Source organism: Hyphomicrobium sp. (genome assembly GCF_035572195.1).
In the GTDB taxonomy this organism is placed as follows: Bacteria; Pseudomonadota; Alphaproteobacteria; order Rhizobiales; family Hyphomicrobiaceae; genus Hyphomicrobium_B.
In genome coordinates, this window is the sequence record NZ_DATNBA010000074.1 from 1 (window position 1) to 21,527 (window position 21,527).

Annotated in this window: 19 protein-coding genes and 1 tRNA gene; 11 read left to right on the plus strand and 9 right to left on the minus strand. The window is 60.5% G+C overall.

Annotation, left to right across the window (positions count from 1 at the left end):
• Nucleotides 1–150: 150 nt before the first annotated feature.
• The gene (locus VN623_RS06660) at nt 151–2,205 is read left to right on the plus strand and encodes a L,D-transpeptidase family protein (protein WP_325569372.1); all 2,055 of its coding nucleotides are present in this window, start codon (nt 151–153) and stop codon (nt 2,203–2,205) included.
• A 218-nt stretch (nt 2,206–2,423) separates the two neighbouring features.
• Nucleotides 2,424–3,977 carry a DUF882 domain-containing protein gene (locus VN623_RS06665; RefSeq protein ID WP_325569374.1) on the plus strand — a complete coding sequence of 518 codons (1,554 nt, stop codon included), beginning with the start codon at nt 2,424–2,426 and terminating at the stop codon, nt 3,975–3,977.
• 27 nt (nt 3,978–4,004) lie between these two features.
• Here the strand turns inward: VN623_RS06665 and VN623_RS06670 are convergent, their stop codons facing one another.
• From VN623_RS06670 to VN623_RS06680, 3 genes are all read right to left on the minus strand, one after another.
• Complete coding sequence (locus VN623_RS06670) at nt 4,005–4,934, minus strand: LysR substrate-binding domain-containing protein (protein WP_325569377.1); 930 nt, start codon at nt 4,932–4,934, stop codon at nt 4,005–4,007.
• 342 nt (nt 4,935–5,276) lie between these two features.
• The gene (locus VN623_RS06675; protein ID WP_325569378.1) at nt 5,277–5,570 is read right to left on the minus strand and encodes a DUF2312 domain-containing protein; all 294 of its coding nucleotides are present in this window, start codon (nt 5,568–5,570) and stop codon (nt 5,277–5,279) included.
• Nucleotides 5,571–5,708: 138 nt separating this feature from the next.
• Nucleotides 5,709–6,017, minus strand: a complete 309-nt coding sequence (locus VN623_RS06680) for a DUF1244 domain-containing protein (protein WP_325569380.1) — start codon at nt 6,015–6,017, stop codon at nt 5,709–5,711.
• 154 nt (nt 6,018–6,171) lie between these two features.
• Between VN623_RS06680 and VN623_RS06685 the strand changes: the two genes are divergently transcribed.
• The 4 genes from VN623_RS06685 to VN623_RS06700 all read left to right on the plus strand — a co-directional run bounded on the left by VN623_RS06685 (nt 6,172) and on the right by VN623_RS06700 (nt 10,219).
• Nucleotides 6,172–7,467, plus strand: a complete 1,296-nt coding sequence (locus VN623_RS06685; RefSeq protein WP_325569382.1) for a glycerate kinase — start codon at nt 6,172–6,174, stop codon at nt 7,465–7,467.
• A gap of 86 nt (nt 7,468–7,553) precedes the next feature.
• The gene (locus VN623_RS06690) at nt 7,554–7,976 is read left to right on the plus strand and encodes a DUF1036 domain-containing protein (RefSeq protein ID WP_414653178.1); all 423 of its coding nucleotides are present in this window, start codon (nt 7,554–7,556) and stop codon (nt 7,974–7,976) included.
• Nucleotides 7,973–9,418, plus strand: coding sequence for a pyruvate kinase (gene pyk / locus VN623_RS06695; RefSeq protein ID WP_325569386.1), 1,446 nt, complete (start codon nt 7,973–7,975; stop codon nt 9,416–9,418). Before VN623_RS06690 ends, pyk begins: the two co-directional genes overlap by 4 nt.
• 51 nt (nt 9,419–9,469) lie before the next feature.
• A complete protein-coding gene (locus tag VN623_RS06700; RefSeq protein ID WP_325569388.1) occupies nt 9,470–10,219 on the plus strand; it encodes a DUF4336 domain-containing protein in 750 nt (249 codons plus the stop codon).
• 22 nt (nt 10,220–10,241) lie between these two features.
• Here the strand turns inward: VN623_RS06700 and VN623_RS06705 are convergent, their stop codons facing one another.
• The 5 genes from VN623_RS06705 to cpdR all read right to left on the minus strand — a co-directional run bounded on the left by VN623_RS06705 (nt 10,242) and on the right by cpdR (nt 12,120).
• A complete protein-coding gene (locus tag VN623_RS06705) occupies nt 10,242–10,439 on the minus strand; it encodes a hypothetical protein (protein WP_325569390.1) in 198 nt (65 codons plus the stop codon).
• Nucleotides 10,440–10,601: 162 nt separating this feature from the next.
• On the minus strand, nt 10,602–11,345 hold the full coding sequence (locus VN623_RS06710; RefSeq protein WP_325569392.1) for a tetratricopeptide repeat protein: 744 nt from the start codon (nt 11,343–11,345) through the stop codon (nt 10,602–10,604).
• An 81-nt stretch (nt 11,346–11,426) separates the two neighbouring features.
• On the minus strand, nt 11,427–11,552 hold the full coding sequence (gene ykgO, locus VN623_RS06715) for a type B 50S ribosomal protein L36 (RefSeq protein ID WP_013216601.1): 126 nt from the start codon (nt 11,550–11,552) through the stop codon (nt 11,427–11,429).
• A 19-nt stretch (nt 11,553–11,571) separates the two neighbouring features.
• Nucleotides 11,572–11,646 (minus strand) — tRNA-Val (locus tag VN623_RS06720).
• An 87-nt stretch (nt 11,647–11,733) separates the two neighbouring features.
• Nucleotides 11,734–12,120, minus strand: a complete 387-nt coding sequence (gene cpdR / locus VN623_RS06725) for a cell cycle two-component system response regulator CpdR (RefSeq protein WP_325569395.1) — start codon at nt 12,118–12,120, stop codon at nt 11,734–11,736.
• Nucleotides 12,121–12,393: 273 nt separating this feature from the next.
• Between cpdR and VN623_RS06730 the strand changes: the two genes are divergently transcribed.
• The 3 genes from VN623_RS06730 (at nt 12,394) to VN623_RS06740 (ending at nt 15,164) form a co-directional block, all read left to right on the plus strand.
• On the plus strand, nt 12,394–13,293 hold the full coding sequence (locus tag VN623_RS06730) for an N-formylglutamate amidohydrolase (RefSeq protein ID WP_325569397.1): 900 nt from the start codon (nt 12,394–12,396) through the stop codon (nt 13,291–13,293).
• Between the two features lie 592 nt (nt 13,294–13,885).
• Complete coding sequence (gene hisN / locus VN623_RS06735) at nt 13,886–14,695, plus strand: histidinol-phosphatase (RefSeq protein ID WP_325569399.1); 810 nt, start codon at nt 13,886–13,888, stop codon at nt 14,693–14,695.
• A gap of 43 nt (nt 14,696–14,738) precedes the next feature.
• Entirely contained in the window at nt 14,739–15,164 is a 426-nt protein-coding gene (locus VN623_RS06740; protein WP_325569402.1) for a DUF1801 domain-containing protein, read from the plus strand.
• A 97-nt stretch (nt 15,165–15,261) separates the two neighbouring features.
• Here VN623_RS06740 and VN623_RS06745 read toward each other — a convergent pair whose 3' ends face one another.
• Complete coding sequence (locus tag VN623_RS06745) at nt 15,262–16,230, minus strand: alpha/beta hydrolase (protein ID WP_325569404.1); 969 nt, start codon at nt 16,228–16,230, stop codon at nt 15,262–15,264.
• A gap of 204 nt (nt 16,231–16,434) precedes the next feature.
• On the opposite strand from VN623_RS06745, the gene VN623_RS06750 reads away from it, so the two are divergent.
• A complete protein-coding gene (locus VN623_RS06750; RefSeq protein WP_325569406.1) occupies nt 16,435–16,890 on the plus strand; it encodes an Hsp20 family protein in 456 nt (151 codons plus the stop codon).
• A gap of 524 nt (nt 16,891–17,414) precedes the next feature.
• Nucleotides 17,415–21,527: glutamate synthase large subunit (gene gltB / locus VN623_RS06755; protein ID WP_325569408.1), on the plus strand; the 4,113-nt coding region annotated here is incomplete at its 3' end.

The window sequence follows — 21,527 nt, forward strand, 5'->3', positions numbered from 1 at the left end:
CGGCGCTTTGGCAACGAAAAGCAGCAACAGTTTCGCCACAGCGTCATGCAATTCAAATAGCCTACGCGATCCAACACGTCCGGCACTATAGTCGTAGATATCAATAGGTCCGCCGGGCGCCGGGCGGGCGAGCATAAGGCGGAATTTTCAATGCGTGCCACGTGTGTACTAGCGGTCAGCCTGATGCTGATTTGCGGCACTCTTTCAGCGGCTAATGCAGCCAATTCCGACGCCATAACCCCACAGACCGATAGCCAAGACAGTCAGCAGATGGGTGTTGAAGCGCCCGCGCCTGCCGAGCGCCCAGCCGACGCTGCAAATCCTGAACCCGATGCGGCGCCTGTCGCCACGCCAGCGCAGCCCGCCGAGACTGCGATGCCGACCCCGTCGTCGCCGGTAGAGGCGACTAGCGCTCCCACGCAGCCACCATCAAGCCCCTCCGTTGAGCCCACGATCGTCGCGAGCGGCGATCTGCTCTACGTGCCGGCTGCGCGTTACCTCGAGGCCAACAGCAGAACTCTGGGCAACTTCGACGATGCGGATCGCAAGACATTGCAGCAGTTCTACGCCAGCCGCATGGGTTCGACGCTCTGGGTCACAAAGGCCGGCTACAACGACGAAGCGAAAAACCTTATCGCGGCCTTCAAGGATGCCGACAACTGGGGTCTCAACTCGGCCGACTACAAGGTCCCTGATCTGAAGGCCGGTGCGACAGGCGACATCAGTCCGGACGACCTGACGGCTGCCGAGGTCAAGCTGTCGCTCGCTGCCATGGAATACGCGCGCGACGCGCATGGCGACCGGATCAGCGATCCGTCCTCGCAACTCTCATCCTATCTCGATCGCAAGCCGGTGCTTCTCGATCGCAGGACATTTCTCGATACGTTGGCCACGGCGCCGGACAAAGGCGCCTATCTCGAGTCGCTGCATCCGAAGCAGCCGCAGTTCGAGCTTTTGCGCCAACAGCTCATCGCTTGGCGCGCCTCGGCTAAAGAACGGGAAAGCCTGAAGGTCCCGAACGGGCCCAACCTTACGCCGGGCAAAAGTCAGCCGCAGATTGCACTGATCCGCAAACTTCTGAAAGTTCCAGCGCCAACCCTCAAGCCCGACGGCACACCGGCAGACGACACCTACTACGACGATGCGCTGGCGACCGCGGTCAAGGCGTACAAGCAGAACAACCAGATCAGGCCCGCCACGGCGACAATAACGTCGGCCGTGCGGCGTTCACTTAATCAGGTCAACGACGTCAGCGACACGAAGCTCATCGCCAACATGGAAGAGTGGCGTTGGATGCCCCAAGACCTCGGCGAATTCCACGTCGAAGTGAACATCCCCGAATTCATGGTGCGCGTCGTCAAGGACGGCGAGATCATTCACGAAGAACGCATCGTAGCGGGACGCGACCGAAACCAGACCCCGATCTTCTCAAGTCCGATGCGCACCATCGTTGCGCAGCCCCGCTGGAACGTGCCGGATTCCATCAAGATCAAAGAACTTCTTCCAGGACTCAGGGCCGGCGGCGATCCGCTCCGGCGGCAGGGACTTGTAATGGAGCGCAACGGGCGCAGGATCGATGCGTGGGACGTCGACTGGTATCGCGCCGACATCCGCAATTTCCATATTTATCAGCCCCCGAGTGGCGGCAATGCGCTCGGCGTCGTCAAATTCCTGTTCCCGAACAGTCACGCGGTCTATCTGCACGACACACCGAACAAGGGCCTGTTCAACGAACGCGTTCGGATGTTCAGCCACGGTTGCATGCGCGTGCGTAACCCGGTCAAGCTCGCGGAAGTCCTCCTCCAGGAGGACAACGGCTGGTCGAAGAGCAAGGTCGACGATCTCATCGAGAACGGCCCCGAAGAAAATGAAATCGCGCTGACGAAACCGATCCCCGTTCACGTCACGTATTTTACGGCTCGGGTCGGTAACGACGGCAAGGTCGAGTCCTTCGGCGACGTCTATGGCCATGAGAAGCGGATCACGCTGGCCCTTCAAGGCCGCTGGAACGAGATCGAGAAGAACGACGAACAAGTGGTATCGCCTGAAGACGTTCCCATGGCTTCCGGCTGGGACGACGACGGTGGCTACCGCCGTTCGAGAGGCGACGACTATTTCGCGTATGACGATTACGATGACCGCCGCCGGCATAAGCACTCTGGCGGGTTCGGAAATTTCTTTAAGCAGGTGTTCGGCGGGTTCTGAGCCCGGCCGCTAAAGAGCGTGTCATCTAGCCGGCCAACTTTTTGGCCGGCTTTCGCTTATTTATGTTTCGAGTGTCCCTGCCCTTTTGTCGCCCATTCCGGAAGGTTAGATACGGCAACAGGATAGTTACCGCGTCTTAAGGGTTCGGGATTAACCCTTAACGACCCGGCATTTCGGCCAAACAGGCCTCGGGGAATATTATCGGGACGGGGGATTTCGTGCCCTTTCGCCGCTCAGGCGTACTTTTTGGCGTCATCGCGCTTACCGCTGCCTTGTGTCTGCACGCCGATAACATGACGGCCGCCGGACAACCCGGCGAGCGCACGATCTCGCTTTATCACATTCACACGCAGGAACGCCTGACGATCACGTACAAGCGGAATGGCCAATACATTCCCGAGGCCTTGACGAAAATCAATTGGATCATGCGCGATTGGCGCAAGAACGAAGTCAAGGTCATGGATCCCCACACCATCGACCTCGCCTGGGAGATGCACGAAGAACTTGGGTCGAAGGAACCGATCAACATCATCTGCGGCTATCGTTCGGCGGGAACGAACGAGATGCTGCGCAAGACTCGCGGCGGCCAGGCAAAGCAAAGTCAACACATCACGGGCAAGGCGATCGATATTACGTTCCCGGACGTTCCGCTGAAGAGAATGCGCTATTCGGCGCTGATCCGCGAGCGCGGCGGCGTCGGCTATTACCCGACCTCCGGCATCCCCTTCGTTCACGTCGACACCGGACGAGTTCGCATGTGGCCGCGGATGCCGCGTCCCGAGCTGGCGCTGCTTTTCCCTAATGGTCATTCGAAATACGTGCCGGCCGATGGCGGCCCGATCACGCCGCGCGACGTCAAGGTCGCCCAGAGCCAAAATCGCGATCTCGCCGTTCAGGTTGCGGCGTTCTTTCATGATCGTTTGACGCCCGGTACATCAACGACGCTGGTTGCTTCTGCCGAGATCAAACTTCCAAAACCGCATGTCGCCGTGGTGGCGTCGCTCGGCGGCGAAGCCTCGCCAAATGGATCTACGCGGCGCAATGTCAGTCTGACCACCGAGCCCGACCCTTCGCTGACAGAGCCCAAGCCGTTCGCCCCCGCAAGGGTGGCGTCGCTGTCACCGGCTGACTCCGACGACGATACGCCGAACCTGATATCGAAGCCGCGGCCGGTGGAACGCGCATCGCGCTTCGTCCCGAGCCCGTCGAAATCCGATCGCGGCAAGCTCGATGCGCTGGTGACTGCAGCGGCGAATATGCCGATGCCGCAGCTTGTGGCCGGGCCGAAGCCCGCAATTCGTCCTCAAAAAGGGCTTGCAGCTGCGGCGCTCGCCGAAAAAGGCGTCTCGCCACGTCAGCCGACGGCACAGGTCGCGAGTCTTGACCCGGGTAGCGGCACAGGCGTCACCGACATGAGCCCGGGCAGCCTGGGCAACGGCTGGGCCGAAGCTCCGGAGTTCGACGAGGATCATCCCGAAGAACTCGCCTACCACCCCTTCCCGCTGGCACCACTTCTGTCCGACGCGACGGCCTCGCGCGACCAGCCACTCGCCGAAATGCAGGCTCCGAACGTGGCCGCGACGCTCGAAGTTCTCGATGACGTTGGCGGCATCGTACCGATGAAGTTTCGTCCGGGGCGGCAGTTGGCCGAAGTGATGTGGTCCGAGCAGTTCCAGGGGAAGGCCGTCCATCTCGAAGCGCTGATGGAAATCGAGAAAAACCGCCTGCCCGCCGGCATCGAGAGCCATGCCGTGCAAACCAGCGCCCGCTGACATTTTCGAACGACTTGGTTGCAGCGATTACGCGTGCAGGGCGAGCGCACCGCGTTTCAATGACGCTTGTCCCGCCGCGGCGATGAGCTTCGCAAGAGCCAGAAAATCGTCGCGACGCGGGCTCGACCGCCGCCATGCAAGTCCGACAGATCGCGACGGTTCCGGATCGACGAACCGGATCACCTTGATCTCGCGGCTCCGCCCCTCGACGCCCAAGCAGATTTCAGGAAGAAGCGTGATGCCGAAGCCCGCGGACACCATTTCGACGATCGTCGACAGGCTCGAAGCGCCGAACGTGTTGACGGCATCGACTTGCTTCAAGCTGCAATAGGTCAGCGCCTGATCGCGGAGGCAATGGCCTTCCTCGAGCAGTAGCAGCCGATCGCCTTCGACCATATCCTTGGTGGCGCGTACGCGGCCCGACAGTTTCTTTGCCTTCGGCACGGCGAGCAAAAAGCGATCATCGAATATAGCCAGCGTCTCGATGTCCGGATTTTTCAGCGGCAGCGCCAAGAGTAGGACGTCGAGTTTGCCTCCGACCAGTTCATCTGTCAGCGGTTGCGTCTGCGTCTCGCGGACGTAGAGTTCGAGATCGGGATATTTCTCTTTGAGCAGCGGTAACAGTGGCGGCAGCAGGTAGGGGGCGATCGATGGGATAACGCCGAGGCGCAGCGTGCCCGAAAGTATGCCTCCGGCGTGCTGGGCGTAGTCGATCAGGTTGCGCACGTCATTCAACAGACGCTGGGCACGCGTCGCGATTTCCTCGCCCTTCGGCGTCAGCTTGATGCCACCGCGCGTGCGCTCGACCAGCGCAATCCCGAGAGACGCTTCGAGATCCTGAATTTGCATCGAAAGCGCCGGCTGCGTGACCGCGCAGGCGTCCGCAGCCCGCCCAAAATGCTGCTCGCGCGCCAGAGCATCGAAGTATCGCAATTGCTTGAGCGTGATGTAGACCATCAGCTGGACTAATGCCCATCAAAAGAAATGTCGATTTGTCCTTATCACAAGGCGCGGATACGGTACATCAACGGAAGCGCGGCGATCACTTCAATTTTCCGCGCTCATCGATCGAAAACGGCTGCAAAGCCGTCTTCGCTAGCGCCGCCCGCCCCCAGCGCCGAATGGGGACGAGCGGCGCTTTTCCGTTGTCGGGCCAAGTCAGCCCAGAACACCCAGCCGAAGCCGTAAAGATCAAGGACCGCAAACGGCAAGCGCCGCGCGGTCCTTCGCAAACACATTAATCCAGTGTTTCGCACTTAACCGTGAGGCGGCGATTTGCGCGCCGGCGCAAACGCGTCGCTACTCGGCGGCGATCATCGCGTCGACTACCGAGCTATCCGGCGCCTCGTCAAGCATGCCGAGCGCGTGCATATAGACTTCGAGAATGGTCTCTTCTTCCTGACGCTCTTCATTCGACTTCTTACGTAGCCGCACGATTTGTCTCAACGCTTTGACGTCGAAGCCGACCGACTTTGCTTCCGTGTACTTGTCTCGAATATCGCTCGCCAGCTGCTTTTTTTCTTCTTCGAGGCGTTCGATTTGTTCCACAAACTGGCGCAATTGCTTCTGCGCCGAGACCTGAAGCGTGCTCATGAAGGCTCCTCACTGATTACGAGCTTTCGCTGACGCTACCGGCCGAGGCGACGCGCAGCAAGGCGCGTTGCAGAGCAATCCCCTAGGGATATTTCGCGTGAATGCCTTGACGTTGCAGATGCCGCAGAACGATTCGTTTTAGTGGCCGCTCGGGCGGCTTTTCTGGAATGCGGTCTGCTGCTCGGCGTTCGCTTCTTTCTGGTGGCGCGCCTGCCACTCCTGATACGGCATGCCGTAAATGATCTCGCGCGACTCGTCCTTGCTGAGCTCCAGCCCTTTGTCCTTGGCCGCATCGGCAATCCAACCTGACAGGCAGTTCCGGCAGAAGCCAGCCAAATTCATCATGTCGATGTTCTGCACGTCCGGCCGGGACCGCAAATGATCGACCAGCCGCCGGAAGGCCGCGGCTTCGAGTTCCAGTGTCGTTTGCGGATCAAACGTCTTCATGGCTTTTCTCCTTGAGCCCTCCGAGCTTGTGAAAGACATAAGCGTCGTACGGGCCGGCGCAAAGCCGCTAAAGCTGCGGCCTCTGATGCCTTGACGTGCGCTAGGCGATTGCGCAAACCACACCAAACCGCAAAAGACCGGCCGGGGAGACAAAATGCCAGACGGGACGAACGGTGGCGTTCGCCAGACATTGAGCGCGCTGTTTGAGGCCGCCTACACGACAGCCCATCCCGCGACCTGCCTGCCGCCGCACCTGCCAACCGTGCCACCGGGCGGGCGAATTATCGTAATCGGCGCCGGCAAGGCCTCAGCGGCGATGGCCGTCGCCGCCGAAGACCACTATATCGCGGCGGGCCAAGCGGATAAAATTTCCGGCCTTATTTCGACGCGGCACGGCTTTGGGCTGCCGACCAGGATCATCGAGATTCTGGAGGCGGGCCACCCGGTGCCCGACGCCAATTCGATCGCCGGGGCCAAACGCGCGATTGAACTCGCCAAAAGCGCGGGGCCGAATGACTTGGTGCTCTGTCTGCTTTCAGGCGGCGCGTCGGCGATTTGGTCGGCGCCTGCGGCCGGCGTCAGTTTCGAAGCCAAACAGGCGCTGACCAAGCAGCTTCTGAAATCCGGCGCACCTATCTCGGAAATGAATTCGGTGCGCAAACATCTTTCCGAAATCAAAGGCGGCAAGCTTGCGGCGGCGGTCTATCCGGCACGTCTGCTGACACTCGCCATTTCCGACGTGCCCGGCGACAATCCTGATGAGATCGGCTCCGGGCCGACGGTCGCCGACCGCGCCACGCTCGCCGATGCGCGTGCCGTTCTCGCCAAGTGGAAAATCACGCCGGCAGCGGAAATCGCGCGAGCCCTTGAAGACCCGCGAAATGAAACGCTCAAAGCGGGTGACGCGAGGCTTGCAAATTCGAGCTACGAAATCGTCGCCGCTCCGACCGCCTCTCTCGAAGCCGCCGCGCAGGCCGCCCGCGGCCTCGGCTACCGTGTCGTCATCCTTGGCGACGCGCTCGAGGGGGAGGCCCGCGACGTTGCTCGCGCTCACGCGGCAATGGCGCTCGAGGCAAAGCGCAACGGCGAGAAGGTTGCGATCATGTCGGGTGGCGAGTTGACCGTGACGGTGCGCGGCAACGGTTCCGGTGGTCCGAACCAGGAATATGCGCTTGGCCTTGCCATCGCGCTCGACGCGGCGCCGGGAATTTCCGGCCTTGCCGGTGATACTGATGGCATCGACGGTGGCGGCGGCAATCCGGGCGATCCGGCAGGCGCAATGGTCTTTGCCGATACCCTGGCGCGCGCCAGGGCGGTTAATCTCAATGCCGCCAATTTCCTGGAGAACAACGACTCGACGGGTTTCTTTCGCCCCCTCGGCGATCTCATTCTTTGCGGTCCGACACAGACCAACGTCAACGATTTCCGGGTCATCCTCATCGATCCATAAAGCGGTTCGGCGGCGCCTCTTTGCCCCAAACGCCTAACCTGCAGACCGGGAGGCCACGCTTGCAGCTCAGCTTCTTTCCGCGCGCGATTGCCCACACGATCGTAACTGCGCTGAGCTTCATTCTGTTCGCCGGTCTGGCGCATGCCGACTTGAAGCTTTGCAACGCCACCTCTAGCCGGGTCGGCGTGGCAATCGGTTACCAGGACAAATCGGGCTGGGCGACCGAAGGCTGGTGGAATATCGCATCCCAGACGTGCGAAACCCTGCTCAAGGGTGCGCTCCCGAGCCGCTTCGTCTATGTCCATGCGGTCGACTATGATCGCGGCGGCGAATGGGGCGGCAAGAACGACATGTGTACAATGGAAAAGTCCTTTGCCATCCGGGGGGTTCAGGAATGCGCAAATCGCGGATATAAGCGCACGGGATTTTTCGAAGTGGACACCGGCGAGGCGAAGGAATGGACCATCCGCCTCACTGATCCTGCGGGGCAAGGAAAAACGGATAAATGAGACGTAACCGGCGGGTCAAGATCGTAGCGACGCTCGGACCCGCGTCAGCCGCCCCGGAAATGATCGAGCGTCTCTTTATTGCCGGCGTTGACGTCTTCCGCATCAACCTCAGCCATTCGACGCACGATGGGGCCAAAGCGCTCTACAACGCCGTGCGTGCCTGCGCGGCGCGCCATCGCCATCCGATCGGTATTCTCGCCGATCTGCAGGGCCCGAAGTTCCGCATCGGCAATTTCGATGCCGGGCGCGTCAAGCTTACGGCCGGCTCAATCTTCAAGTTCGACCGCGACGAGACACTCGGCACCGGCGAACGCGTTTTTCTGCCCCACACCCAGATTTTCGAAGCGATCAAGCCGGGGCACTCGCTCGTGCTGGATGACGGCAAGCTCAGGATGCGCGTCATCGAGACGTCTCCGGTCCAGATCCACGCCGAGGTGACGACGGGCGGCTTGCTGGCCAGCCGCAAGGGTATTTCGATGCCCGACACGCTGCTGCCGATCAGTCCGCTCACCGAAAAGGACAAGGCTGACCTCGTCCACGCCCTGAAGCTCGGCGTCGACTGGGTGGCGCTGTCGTTCGTGCAGCGCGCCGAAGACGTCCATGAAGTTCGCAAGCTGATCGGCTCGCGTGCCGCGATCGTCTCAAAAATTGAGAAGCCATCGGCGGTGGCGGATCTCGAGGATGTCATTGCGGCTTCCGACGCCATCATGGTAGCGCGCGGCGACCTAGGTGTCGAAATGCCGGTCGAAAAGGTGCCCGGGCTGCAGAAGAAGATCACGCGCCTCGCCCGCGCGGCCGGCAAGCCTGTGATCATCGCGACGCAGATGCTGGAAAGCATGATCTCGTCGCCGATGCCGACGCGCGCCGAGGTTTCCGACGTTGCGACCGCCGTGTTCGACGGCGCCGACGCGATCATGCTGTCGGCGGAAAGCGCCGTCGGGCAATACCCGGTCGAGGCGATCCAGATGATGGACAAGATCGCGATCGAGGTGGAGCAGGATCCCGTCTACGAGCCGATGTTGCACGCGACGCAAACCGAGCCGCAGCCGACCGGCGCCGACGCGATTGCCGCTGCCGCCTCAGCCATTGCCGGCACGGTCAAGCTCGGCGCCATCGTCTGCTACACGGCGACCGGCTCGACAGTTTTGCGCGTCACGCGCGAGCGGCCAGGTATCCCCGTAATCGGCTTGACGCCAATCGAGTCGACGGCCAGGCGGCTATCGCTCGTCTGGGGTGTGCAAACAATTCTCACGGGCGATCCTGAGAACTCGTCGCACATGGTGCGCAAAGCCTGCCGCATCGCGTTCGAGGAAGGCCTCGTCAAGGCGCGCGACGGATTGGTCGTTATCGCCGGCATTCCGCTCGGTAGCCCAGGCGCGACGAACATGGTTCGCATCGCGTTCATCGACGAGCGCGGCGCGCCGATCGCGGAAGAGGTCTAGCTAGCGCCGACCGGGTTGCGGTGGCTGACCTGCGCCACCAAGTTGTTTGCGATGGGCGACGACCACGGCACAATGACCTATGAGCCGCTCAATACGCTGAAGAGCGTTGCGGACGACGTGTGGATCGTTGACGGGCCAGTCATCCGCTTCGGCATGCCTTGGCCGAAGATTCCATTCCCGACGCGAATGACGATCATCAGGATCGGAAAATCTGATCTCTTCGTTCATTCGCCAACCCGTCTGACGGAAGATCTCAAGACCGAAATCGGCAAGCTCGGGCAACCGCGCTGGCTCATCGCGCCGAACCGCATCCATTACTGGTGGACGCCCGTGTGGAAGGCGGCCTTCCCAGAGGCGGAAGTTTATCTGGCGCCGCGCGTCAAAGAGCAGGCGGGCGACCGCATCGATTTTCCCTATTCCGATTTGGATCGCGAGCGCGGCTATCCTTGGGACGCGCAAATCGCAACGCTTCCGGTCACCGGCAATTACATGACGGAAGTCGTGTTCCTGCATCGGCCGAGCCGGACGCTGCTCGTCGCCGACCTGATCGAGAACTTCGAGCCGGACAAAATTCCGTTTTGGATGCGCTGGCTGGTGTGGTTCGGCGGATGTCTCGATCCCAACGGCGGCACGCCCCGCGACATGCGATTGACATTCGCAAAGCAAAAGTCGCGGTTCCGAACGGCGGTTGAGACGATGATTGCTTGGAACCCTGAGCGCATCATCCTTGCACATGGGCGCTGGTACGACAAAGACGGCGCGCGGGAACTTCGCCGCGCATTTCGTTGGGTATTGAACTAGACGGCGTGGAGTCCACGCCTCGTTATTGGGGCGGCGCGTCAATGACTTTGGCACCTCTGTCCTTCAGCTCCTTGAGAGCGTCAGCTACAGCAGCCTCGCCATCGGTCCTGGTACGGACAGGATAGCTTCCGATGACATCACCGTTTTCATCGGTGACGATTGCTAGAAATGGAAAGTCATCCTCGTCGCTATCGATCACTGTGCCGGTATAGGTAGGCATTGCGTCCTCCTGTTTTGCGCCAAGCATAACAGAGGGTTTGCGACTTGCCGATTGGCCGTTTGCAGCTCCAAATTTCCGACTGACATTAACCTCGGAAGGAAAAAATCGGCGGCGGTGGCGGGATGACCCAGAACGCGGTGGTGGCCGCACCGGGAAGGGCTTCTAAATCCCCTGCCCTTCGATCTCTTTGCGCAGCTTATCGCGCGCCGTCTCGCCGCCTTCGATGTTGGGATGAACTTTCAAGAGCCGATCGTAGGCCTTCAGCGCCGCCTTCTTTTCACCGATGAGCGTCAAAATCTTCGCAGTCGCATCGAGCGCCCGGAAATGATTGGGGTCGAGCGCCAGGGCACGGCGCAGATCGCCGAGTGCCGCCTGATAATTCTGCAGCCTATATTCGATGTAGGCGCGATGGCTCCAGGCCTCCGCATAGTCGGGCGCAAGGTCCACCGCCGCGTCTAGGAACGGCAAGGCTTTTTCGCTTTCATTGCGGGACGAAAACATTTCGCCGCGATCAATCAGCAGATTGACCGTATCGCCGCCGTTGAGCCGCCATAGCCGTTCGATAGCGGCGCCGATGTCACCCGCTTGGCGGTGGTCGCCGGTCGTCGCCAGGAAGGCATAGAGATTATCCAGGGTCCTGGCCGCCGCTTCGGGCGTTTGCGGCCAGGGCATGCCCATCATGCCGGGATCGCCCCTTTGCTCGGCTGACGCCCCAGGTGCGGGCGCGATGGGTGGTTTCGTGGCCCTTGGGGCCTGCTGCGTCGGAGGCGCGAAATCCCGCGGCGGTGGCACGGGCGCTTCAGGAGTAGGCGGTTCGGTTTTGAGAAGTTCGTCGTCGGCCGCAGCCTGGGTCACGCCGCCGGCCAGGATCAAAAGAATAAAAAGAATTCGGGCGTGCGAAATCATTCCCTGAACCTAGTCGAGGGTCGGGGGGAGGGTCAAAAAGAGTCTCGTGAATTCGCCGTAAGGTCGCAAGTCGCGACGACCTCAGCCCTGCCGCGCCTTGAAACGGCGATGCGTCTTGTTGATCACGTAGACCCGCCCCTTGCGGCGCACGACGCGATTGTCGCGGTGCCGTGAGCGTAGGGACTTCAAGGAGTTTCTAACTTTCATAACGACACCGGTTAAATGATGGTGGGCACTACAGGGATCGAACCTGTGACCCCTACCATGTCAAGGTAGTGCTCTACCGCTGAGCTAAGTGCCCGAAGAAGCGAGCTTCTAGAGGGATAGAGACCCGCCGGTCAAGCCCTGGCAGCGGGGCAAATCGGCCGGGTCGGACTTTTGACCAATTTTACGCCGCAAGCAGGCGATCAACCTCTCGCACCAAATCCTTGAGGTGGAAGGGCTTCGACAGTACGCGGGCGTCCTTCGGCGGCTGATTTTCACTGTTGAGAACGACCGCGGCGAAGCCGGTGATGAACATGATCTTCAGATCGGGGTCGATCTCACTCGCGCGCCTGGCAAGCTCAATCCCGTCCATTTTCGGCATCACGATGTCTGTCAAAAGTAGCGTGAAGGGCTCGCGCTTCAGCCGTTCGTAGGCGTCCTCACCGTTCTCGAAGGCAACAACGTCGTAATTGGCCTTCTCGAGCGCCTTGACGAGGAAGCCGCGCATAGAGTCGTCGTCCTCGGCGAGCAGGATGCGGTGTAGTGGCAGGCTTGAGGGCTTAGCGGTCATGACAACTCTGTTATGCGAACTTCAACGATGAGCGATAGTCGATAATTCGTCTGGCGCAAACTTGGCCTGACTTTGGTAAATGGAGCATGAAGCTGTGGAAAGAACTTGGTAGGGCGCGCTGCGACGTCCCCTTCAGACGCTCGCGCGGAACTCTTATACACGGACACGGCGCACAGGTTGAAGTCTCTCGTGGACTTCAACAACATGCGTTGGCAAAGTAATGACCTGAAACCCTATTTCGCTGCGGACATCCGCAAGAGGCAATAAGCGCAGATGCATGTCGTCCACTCTCATAGCGTGCCAGCGGCCTTTTTTCCACCATTTGACGTGCTGTCGCCGCGCACCCAGAGCGCGCCGTTCGTTTTTTGCTCGCCGCATTCCGGCCGCCATTATCCACCCGAGTTCCTTGCTCTTTCGCGGCTCGATCCAAAAACCCTTCGCCGTTCAGAGGATTGCTTCGTCGATCTTTTGTTCCAGCCGGTCGCGAAGCTCGGCGCTCCGCTGATTAGCGCGCGTTTTCCCCGCGCCTACCTCGACCTCAACCGCGAGCCCTACGAGCTCGATCCGGAACTCGTCGACGAGCCGTTGCCGGCGCACGCCAACACGCAGTCGATCCGCGTCGCCGGCGGCCTCGGAACGGTCGCTAGAATTGTTGCAGATGGCGAAGAGATCTATTCCGACCGGCTGAGCCTGGAGAGCGTGCTCGCCCGGATCGAACAACTCTACTTTCCGTTTCATGCCGAACTATCGCGGCTCGTGGCGACGACGCGCGAAGCCTTTGGTTATGCAGTACTGATCGACTGCCATTCGATGCCGTCGTCGACAATGGCGCCGGGCGGCGCACAACGGCCGGACGTCGTTATCGGGGATCGTTTCGGCGCCTCAGCCGATCCGCGTCTGACGCTGCTCATTCGGGACGAATTTCAGCATCGCGGCTTCAAGGTTCAGCTCAACCGTCCGTACGCGGGCGGTTATATCACCGAGCATCACGGCCGGCCGGCACGCGGTACGCATGCCGTACAGCTCGAGATCAATCGCGGGCTTTATATGAACGAACTGACGTTCCAACAGAGCGCCGGCTACGTGGCGCTTGAGAAAGCGATCGCGGAGATCGCGGAGCACCTTTTCGAAGCAGTGCCTGCTCTTCTCGATTATCGCGCCGCGGCGGAATAATATGCCTAATGGGCTGAGCCGCTGCCGCTATCGGCTTCTCGCATAAGTCGAAAAGAAAAAAGGCCGTTCGTTACCGAACGGCCCAAGTCTAGGGAGGAAACGCCCAAGAAGGGCTGCGAAGCGCGAGCCAAGGCTCGCATATCGCACTGCAAAAATTAAAGCTGCAGCGCATCATCAGCAAATGCGATTTATGCACGGCTGTGCCACCGAAAATGCGCACCTCGAGATTTTGCCAGCAAACGCAGGCTCGGAAACGCGTCGGACCGGGCCCGAATGCGACAATACGCATGCGCGGTCGCAAATAAAAAAGGCCGTTCGAATCCGAACGGCCCAAGTCTAGGGAGGAAACGCCCAAATTGGGCAGCGATTGCGAAGAAGCGTGTCAGCGCAATCGCAACATAAGGATGGGCTGCTTCGGCAACCCTCGCAATCTCCACGAGTACTAGTGTCTCACATTGCCAGATAGATGTATCTAGCGCGCCACAACTTAGGTTACTGAGATACATCTACTAAACGTTGTTACGTTGCAAAGTAGAAGTGCAGACTTCGAGTAGAAGTTTAGGTCAATCATTTGAAATCGCAGGGTGAGCACGTGCCGGGACCTTCGCCCGCAACTAATTTAGACGACATCGGGCGCGTCGCGCATGAACTGGCTAATCTTTCGGGGCCGGTAATCCTGAAACACTTCCGCACAGCGATGCCTGTGGAAAACAAGGCGGGCGGCGGGGCCTTCGATCCCGTCACGATAGCCGATCGCGGCGCCGAGAAGGCGATCATCGAAGAACTTGCGACGCGATTCCCGGATCACGGCATTGTCGGCGAAGAATTCGGCACCAAAGCCGGTTCGAGTTCCTTCCAATGGGTCATCGATCCGATCGACGGCACGCGCTCTTTCATCATGGGATCGCCGCTCTGGGGCACGTTGATCGGTGTGCTGAAGGACGGCGTGCCGTATTTCGGGCTGATGGACCAGCCGTTCACCGGCGAGCGGTTCTGGTCCGGAGACCAAGCTAGCTATCACAGCGTGCGCGGTGGCCAGCCCGTCGCGATGAAGTCGAGATCCTGCACCCGCATCGAAGACGCCATTTTGACCTCTACGCATCCGGACCTCTTCGAAGGCGAACGCGCCGCCGTCCTTGCTCACTTGAAATCCGTGGCGCGACTGACCCGTTACGGCGGCGACTGCTACAGCTATTGCCTATTGGCGGCGGGCCACGTCGATCTCATCATCGAGAGCGACTTGAAGCCCTACGACATCGTTGCTTTGATTCCGATCATCGAACGTGCCGGTGGCCGCGTCACGACCTGGGACGGATCGGATGCGTCCAGCGGCGGCGATATCATCGCGGCCGGCGATCCCAGGCTGCTTGAGGCCGCCCTAAAGCTGATCAACCGAGGCTAGGCGCTGTCGAACGGTGCATGCCAATTCGAGGCATAAAGATCGAATGAATCCATCGAAACGCATTGACCAGCTGATCGCAGGAATCACAGACTGGCGTGGCAAAACGTTCGCCAGCATTCGCAAGAGCATCCTCGAGGCCGACCGGGAGATAATCGAGGAATGGAAGTGGATGGGAAGCCCGGTGTGGTCTCGCGACGGAATAATCGCGGTCGCGAACGCCCACAAAGGGAAGGTGAAGCTCACCTTTGCCTACGGCGCCAGGCTTCCAGATCCTGACAAGCTCTTCAACGCGGGTCTCGAAGGCAATCAGAGACGAGCGATCGATTTTTTCGAGGGTGATAAGGTCAATGGGCGCGCTTTAAAAAATCTCGTCCGTGCCGCTGTTGATTACAATCAGCTTAAATTGAAGAAGAAGACGAAAGCGCCTGCGGGCACTCGAGCGAATGTAGGCAAAAGTAAAAAGGCCTGAAGCGATAGCTTTGTCTCGTTGACGCAAGCGCCTCGGGGCATCCTTCCGAGTCCTTGGCCCTGGATGGCCGGGTCAAGCCCCGGCCATGGAGCGGAAACTAGGCCTGGGCGGATGAAGGAATATCGACGCCCATATAGGCGTCGAAGGCAGCCCAGAACTGCTGCCGTATCGAGTCCGTTTCCTGAAGTATTTCGTGACGCGAGCCCGGCATAAGAATGTGGCCGCCGACTTTGAGATCGACTGCGAAATCCTCGATCGCCTGATCCGAGACCACCCGGTCGGCACCCGCCGCGAAAAGGATCATCGGCACACAAACATATTTCGGATAACCGGGCCGCGACAGCATCGCCGAGCTTCTGAGCGCCGCCCTGAGCCAGCCGACGGTCGGCGAACCCAGCGCCAATTCCGGCGCCGCCTCGATGATCGCCTTATTGCGCGACCATCGCACGTGGTCGGTGGTCAGCCTGTTGGTTTCAAAATCGGCAAAGTCGTCGGGCTCATTGTTGCCGCCCCAGACGTAGGCCGCGGCGAACCCGAAAAGGCTCCCGAGCGCCGCGTAGGCGCGTGCAGCCGGACGATTCACGCCGAGCATATTTTCGTGGATCGCGATCATCGGCGACAAAAGAACCATCCGTGCGAAGGGGCTCGCTTCATCCTGAGCGTTGCGCAAAAGAATGTGACCGCCGAGCGAATGTCCCATGCCGATGTAGGGCTCCGGCAGCGCCGGTCGTACGACCTCGTCAATGAAGATCGCCAAGTCACGATCGTATTCGGTGAAAGCGACGACGTGGCCTTTGCGCGGGTTCGACAGCATCCGTTCGGACCCGCCCTGGCCTCTGAGGTCGAAAATGGCGACGGCGAAGCCTCGCCGGCGAAGATCGGCAATCACCTCGAAATACTTTTCGATGAATTCGCCACGCCCGGGCACGATGCAGACCGTGCCGCGCGCCGGTCCCCTCGTCGGTTCCCACAACGCGGAACGAAGCTTCAGACCGTCATAGCCCTCGAAATCCGAGACTATGCCGCCGCTTGGAATGGGATTGATCGAGAGCGACACGAGTTGCATTGCGATCTCTGGCGAATTGGGCAGGCGGCGACGCGGAACCATAATTCCAACTTATCATAGCGGGGCCCGGCATTCGTGCCGACCCACTTGAAGCAGCTTTTTGCGCTTCCTACGTGTGGTGTGCGGTTGCCGCTTAGGGACCGCATCAGAAGGCGCCGACCCAGTCGGGCCGGTGCTCATGTCGCTTCTTATGGAGGATATGTCATGCGACACATTGAATTTGCCCCCTTCTATCGTTCAGCGATCGGTTTCGACCGCCTGTTCAACATGCTCGATCAGGCAACGGGTTTCGACAACGAGTCGACCTATCCGCCTTACAATATCGAGCGTACCGGCGAAAACGCCTATCGCATCACGCTGGCGGTCGCGGGCTTCACGTCCGAAGACCTCAAGCTTGAGGTCAAGGAACAGACGCTTACGGTCTCCGGCGAAAAGGCCGCCGAGACGAGTGAGAAGACCTACCTGCATCGCGGCATCGCAGCTCGCGCCTTCGAGCGCCGTTATCAGCTTGCCGACCACGTCGACGTGACAGGCGCCAACTTCGAGAATGGACTGCTGCACATCGATCTCGTTCGCAATGTCCCGGAAAGCAAAAAGCCGCGCTCGATTGCGATCGCCACCGGCGACAGCGCCAAGCAGCTTGAGGCGAAGGCCGCTTAAGGAAGCCGCCTGAACTTCGATTTCGCGAATTCAGGACCTGCCGGGCAGCCACGCGAGAGTATGGCTGCCCGTTTTTGCGGCCTTTCCGGCGGCAAGAAATTTTGTTGCGCCTCACTCATCTGTGGGTTGCCGAATGCGATAGCGGCGCAGCCCGTACGTTACCGCTTGTGCCACAGTTGCAAATCTGTAGAATTTGCGAGATAGGTCAATACTGCTGTCCTTTATGCTCCTGAAAACGGAGCTGCAGCAGGACCGACGAAACCGCTGACGGCTGGGTCGGTTGCGTGGGAGAGATCATTTGAGTGAACAGGGGATTTTCGGGCTGATGCCCCGCCGTTTCGTGGGTGCCGGACGCGCGTCGGCGGCCGAAACGGCAAAAGTCCGAAGCGTCGACCGATCCGCCACGCCAACGGCGGGTTCGGGTGACACGCCGCGTAGAAGCGGCTGAGAGCGCCGACAACCGGTCGCGCTAGGAAATTCGGAAGATTTGGGATGAGGCCTAAAATGGCCACACGAGGCTAGAGATGAGCGAAGGTTACTTGCCCTTGCTGGAAGACGAAGCCGGCACACCAGGCCGTCCGGCGGCGGAAGGTCTCTTCGACCCCGCACGTGAACAGGATGCTTGCGGCGTCGGCTTCATCGCCAACCTCAAGGGGCTCAAATCGCATGGCATCGTCGAAAATGCATTGAAGATACTCGAGAACCTCGAGCATCGCGGCGCGACCGGTGCCGATCCTCTGTCCGGCGACGGCGCCGGCCTTCTGATCCAGATCCCGCACGACTTCCTGGCCGCCGAGACCAAGGCAGACGGCTTCGAATTGCCGGCGCCCGGACAATACGCTGCCGGTCACGTCTTCATGCCACGCGACGAGCGGCTTCGCGCGCATTGTGAGCGCGTATGGGCGCGCTGTGTCAAAGAGGAAGGCCTGGAACTTCTCGGCTGGCGCTCGGTGCCGGTCGACAACTCTTGTCTTTCCGAAATGGTTCGCACCTCCGAGCCTGTGCATCGGCAGGTGTTTATCGCCTGCCCGGCATCGATTTCGAGCCAGGATGAATTCGAACGGCGTCTCTATATCGTCCGCAAGGTCGTCTCGAACGCCATCCACGATGCCTACAAGGGCCGCGACATCGGCCACTACACGGTGTCTCTGTCGACGCGAACGCTGGTCTACAAGGGCATGTTCCTGGCGTACCAGGTGAAGGCCTACTACAGGGATCTTTCCGATCCGCGTCTGACGTCGGCCCTGGCGCTCGTGCACCAGCGCTTCTCAACCAACACATTCCCGTCGTGGAAGCTCGCGCACCCGTATCGGATGGTCGCGCACAACGGCGAGATCAACACGCTGAGGGGCAACGTCAACTGGATGGCGGCGCGGCAAGCGTCCGTCTCGACTCCGCTGTTCGGCGGCGACATCTCGAAGCTCTGGCCGATTTCGTATGAAGGCCAGTCCGACACCGCCTGCTTCGACAACGCTCTCGAATTTTTGACGATGGGCGGCTACAGCCTCACCCACGCGGCGATGATGCTTATCCCGGAAGCCTGGGCCCGCAATCCAACGATGGATTCAAAGCGCCGCGCTTTCTACGAATATCACGCCTGTCTGATGGAGCCGTGGGACGGGCCGGCGGCGATGGCTTTCACCGACGGCCGGCAGATCGGCGCAACACTCGACCGTAACGGTCTGAGGCCGGCGCGCTATCTCGTCACCAAGGACGACACCGTCATCATGTCGTCGGAGTCCGGCGTGCTGCCGGTCGCCGAAGAGAACATTGTCAAGAAGTGGCGCCTGCAGCCCGGCAAGATGCTGCTGATCGACCTCGAAAAGGGTCGCATCATCTCGGACGAAGAATTGAAATCCGAGATTGCCGCAAGCCACCCTTACGAGACGTGGCTGAAGCGCACGCAGATCAAGGTCGCCGACTTGCCGCTGCCCTCCAAAATCGCGGCGGCGAAGTCGAACATCGCGCTCTTGGACCTGCAGCAGGCCTTCGGCTACACGCAAGAAAGCATCAAGTTCCTGTTGTCGCCGATGGCGGAGCGGGGCGAGGAAGCCGTTGGCTCGATGGGCACCGACACGCCGATTTCGGCTCTGTCATCCAAATCGAAGCTGCTTCACACCTACTTCAAACAAAACTTCGCGCAGGTGACGAACCCGCCGATCGACTCGATCCGCGAGGAGCTGGTGATGAGCCTCTTCTCGTTCATCGGGCCGCGTCCCAACCTTCTCGAGCTCGAGGGAACTTCGCGGCAGAAGCGTCTCGAAGTCGACCAGCCGATCCTGACGAACGAAGACCTGGAACGCATCCGCGGCATCGGCTCCGTCAAGGACAACGATTTCGCGTCGATCACGATCGACATCACTTACGCGGCCGACAAGGGCGAAGGCGGCATGGGCCCGGCCCTCGACTGCGTGTGCGCCGAAGCCGAGGAATACGTCCGCGCCAAAGAGTTCAACATCATCATATTGTCGGACCGCCGCGCGGGACCCGATCGCATCGCGATACCGGCGCTGCTGGCGACTTCGGCCGTGCACCATCACTTGATCAAGCAGGGTCTTAGAACTTCGGTCGGGCTCGTCATCGAGACTGGCGAAGCGCACGAGATTCACCAGTTCTGCACGCTGGCCGGTTACGGCGCCGAAGCAATCAACCCGTATCTGGCGTTCGAGACGCTCTACACGATGCTTCCCAATCTGCCGGAAGGCACGACGCCGGAGCTTGTGAAGAAGCGCTACATCAAGGCCATCGGCAAGGCGTTGCTGAAGGTCATGGCCAAGATGGGCATCTCGACCTACCAGTCGTATTGCGGTGCGCAGATTTTCGACGCGGTCGGCTTGAGATCGGCGTTCGTCAATAGATATTTCACCGGCACGCACACGCAGGTCGAAGGCGTCGGCTTGCGCGAAATCGCGCGCGAGACGGTCGAACGCCATACGGCTGCCTTCGGCGACGTTCCCATTCTCGCTAACGCCCTCGACGTCGGCGGCGAGTACGCTTACCGCGTCCGCGGCGAAGACCACATGTGGCGCCCAGGTACCGTCGCCGATTTGCAGCACGCGGTCCGCGGCACCGACAACAGCGATGCCATGGATGGGCGCATCCCTCAAAAATTCCGCGATTATTCAAAGTCGATCAACGATCAGTCGGAACAGCTGATGACGCTGCGCGGCATGTTCCGCCTCCGGTCGGCGGAAAGCATGGGCCGCAAGCCCATTCCGCTTGAAGAGGTGGAGCCAGCGGTCAACATCGTGAAGCGGTTCGCGACCGGTGCCATGAGTTTCGGCTCGATCAGTCGCGAGGCGCATACGACGCTTGCCATCGCGATGAACCGCATCGGGGGACGATCGAACACCGGCGAAGGCGGCGAGGAGACCGATCGCTTCAAGCCGCTGCCTAATGGCGACTCGATGCGCTCGGCGATCAAGCAGGTCGCTTCGGGCCGCTTCGGCGTGACGACGGAATACCTCGTCAATTCCGACATGATGCAGATCAAGATGGCGCAAGGTGCCAAGCCCGGCGAAGGCGGACAGCTGCCCGGCTACAAGGTCGACGCCGTGATCGCCAAAGTTCGGCACTCGACTCCGGGTGTCGGTCTCATCTCACCGCCGCCGCACCATGACATCTATTCAATCGAGGATCTTGCGCAGCTCATCTTCGATCTGAAGAACGTCAACCCTACGGGCGACGTCTCCGTGAAGCTCGTTTCGGAAGTGGGCGTCGGCACGGTCGCGGCTGGGGTTGCGAAGGCGCGCGCCGATCATGTGACGATTTCCGGTTTTGAAGGCGGCACGGGCGCCTCGCCGTTGACGTCGCTCAAGCACGCCGGCTCGCCTTGGGAAATCGGTCTTGCCGAAACGCATCAGACGCTCGTCGCCAACCGGCTGAGGGGCCGCATTGCCGTCCAAGTCGATGGCGGTGTCAGGACCGGACGCGATGTCGTCATTGGAGCGCTGCTAGGCGCGGACGAATTCGGTTTTGCGACCGCTCCGCTGATAGCTGCAGGCTGCATCATGATGCGCAAGTGTCACCTGAACACCTGCCCCGTCGGCGTCGCGACGCAAGATCCCGTTCTGCGCGCCAGGTTCACGGGCAAACCGGAGCATGTCATCAACTTCTTCTTCTTCGTTGCCGAAGAAGTGCGCGAGATCATGGCGCAGCTCGGCTTCCGAACCTTCAACGAGATGGTCGGCCAGAGCGATCAGCTCGACAAGGATCGCGCAATAGAGCACTGGAAAGCACGTGGGCTCGATTTCACAAAGCTGCTCCACAAGCCGCACGCGCCGAAAGGCGTCGCGGTTTACAACTGCGAGCGCCAGGACCACGGCCTTAACAAGGTGCTCGACGTCAAGCTGATCGAGATCGCCAAGCCGGCGCTCACGTCAAAAAAAGCCGTCAAAGGCGAGCTTGCCATCAAGAACATCAACCGATCGACCGGCGCGATGCTGTCGGGCGAGGTCGCGAGGCGCTATGGCCACGCGGGCCTGCCGGAAGATACAATCTGGCTGTCACTGAAGGGCACCGCGGGGCAGGCGTTCGGCGCTTGGCTGGCGCATGGCGTGACGCTGGACCTTGTCGGCGAAGCCAACGACTACGTCGGTAAGGGCCTCTCGGGCGGCAAGCTGATCGTCAGACCCGAT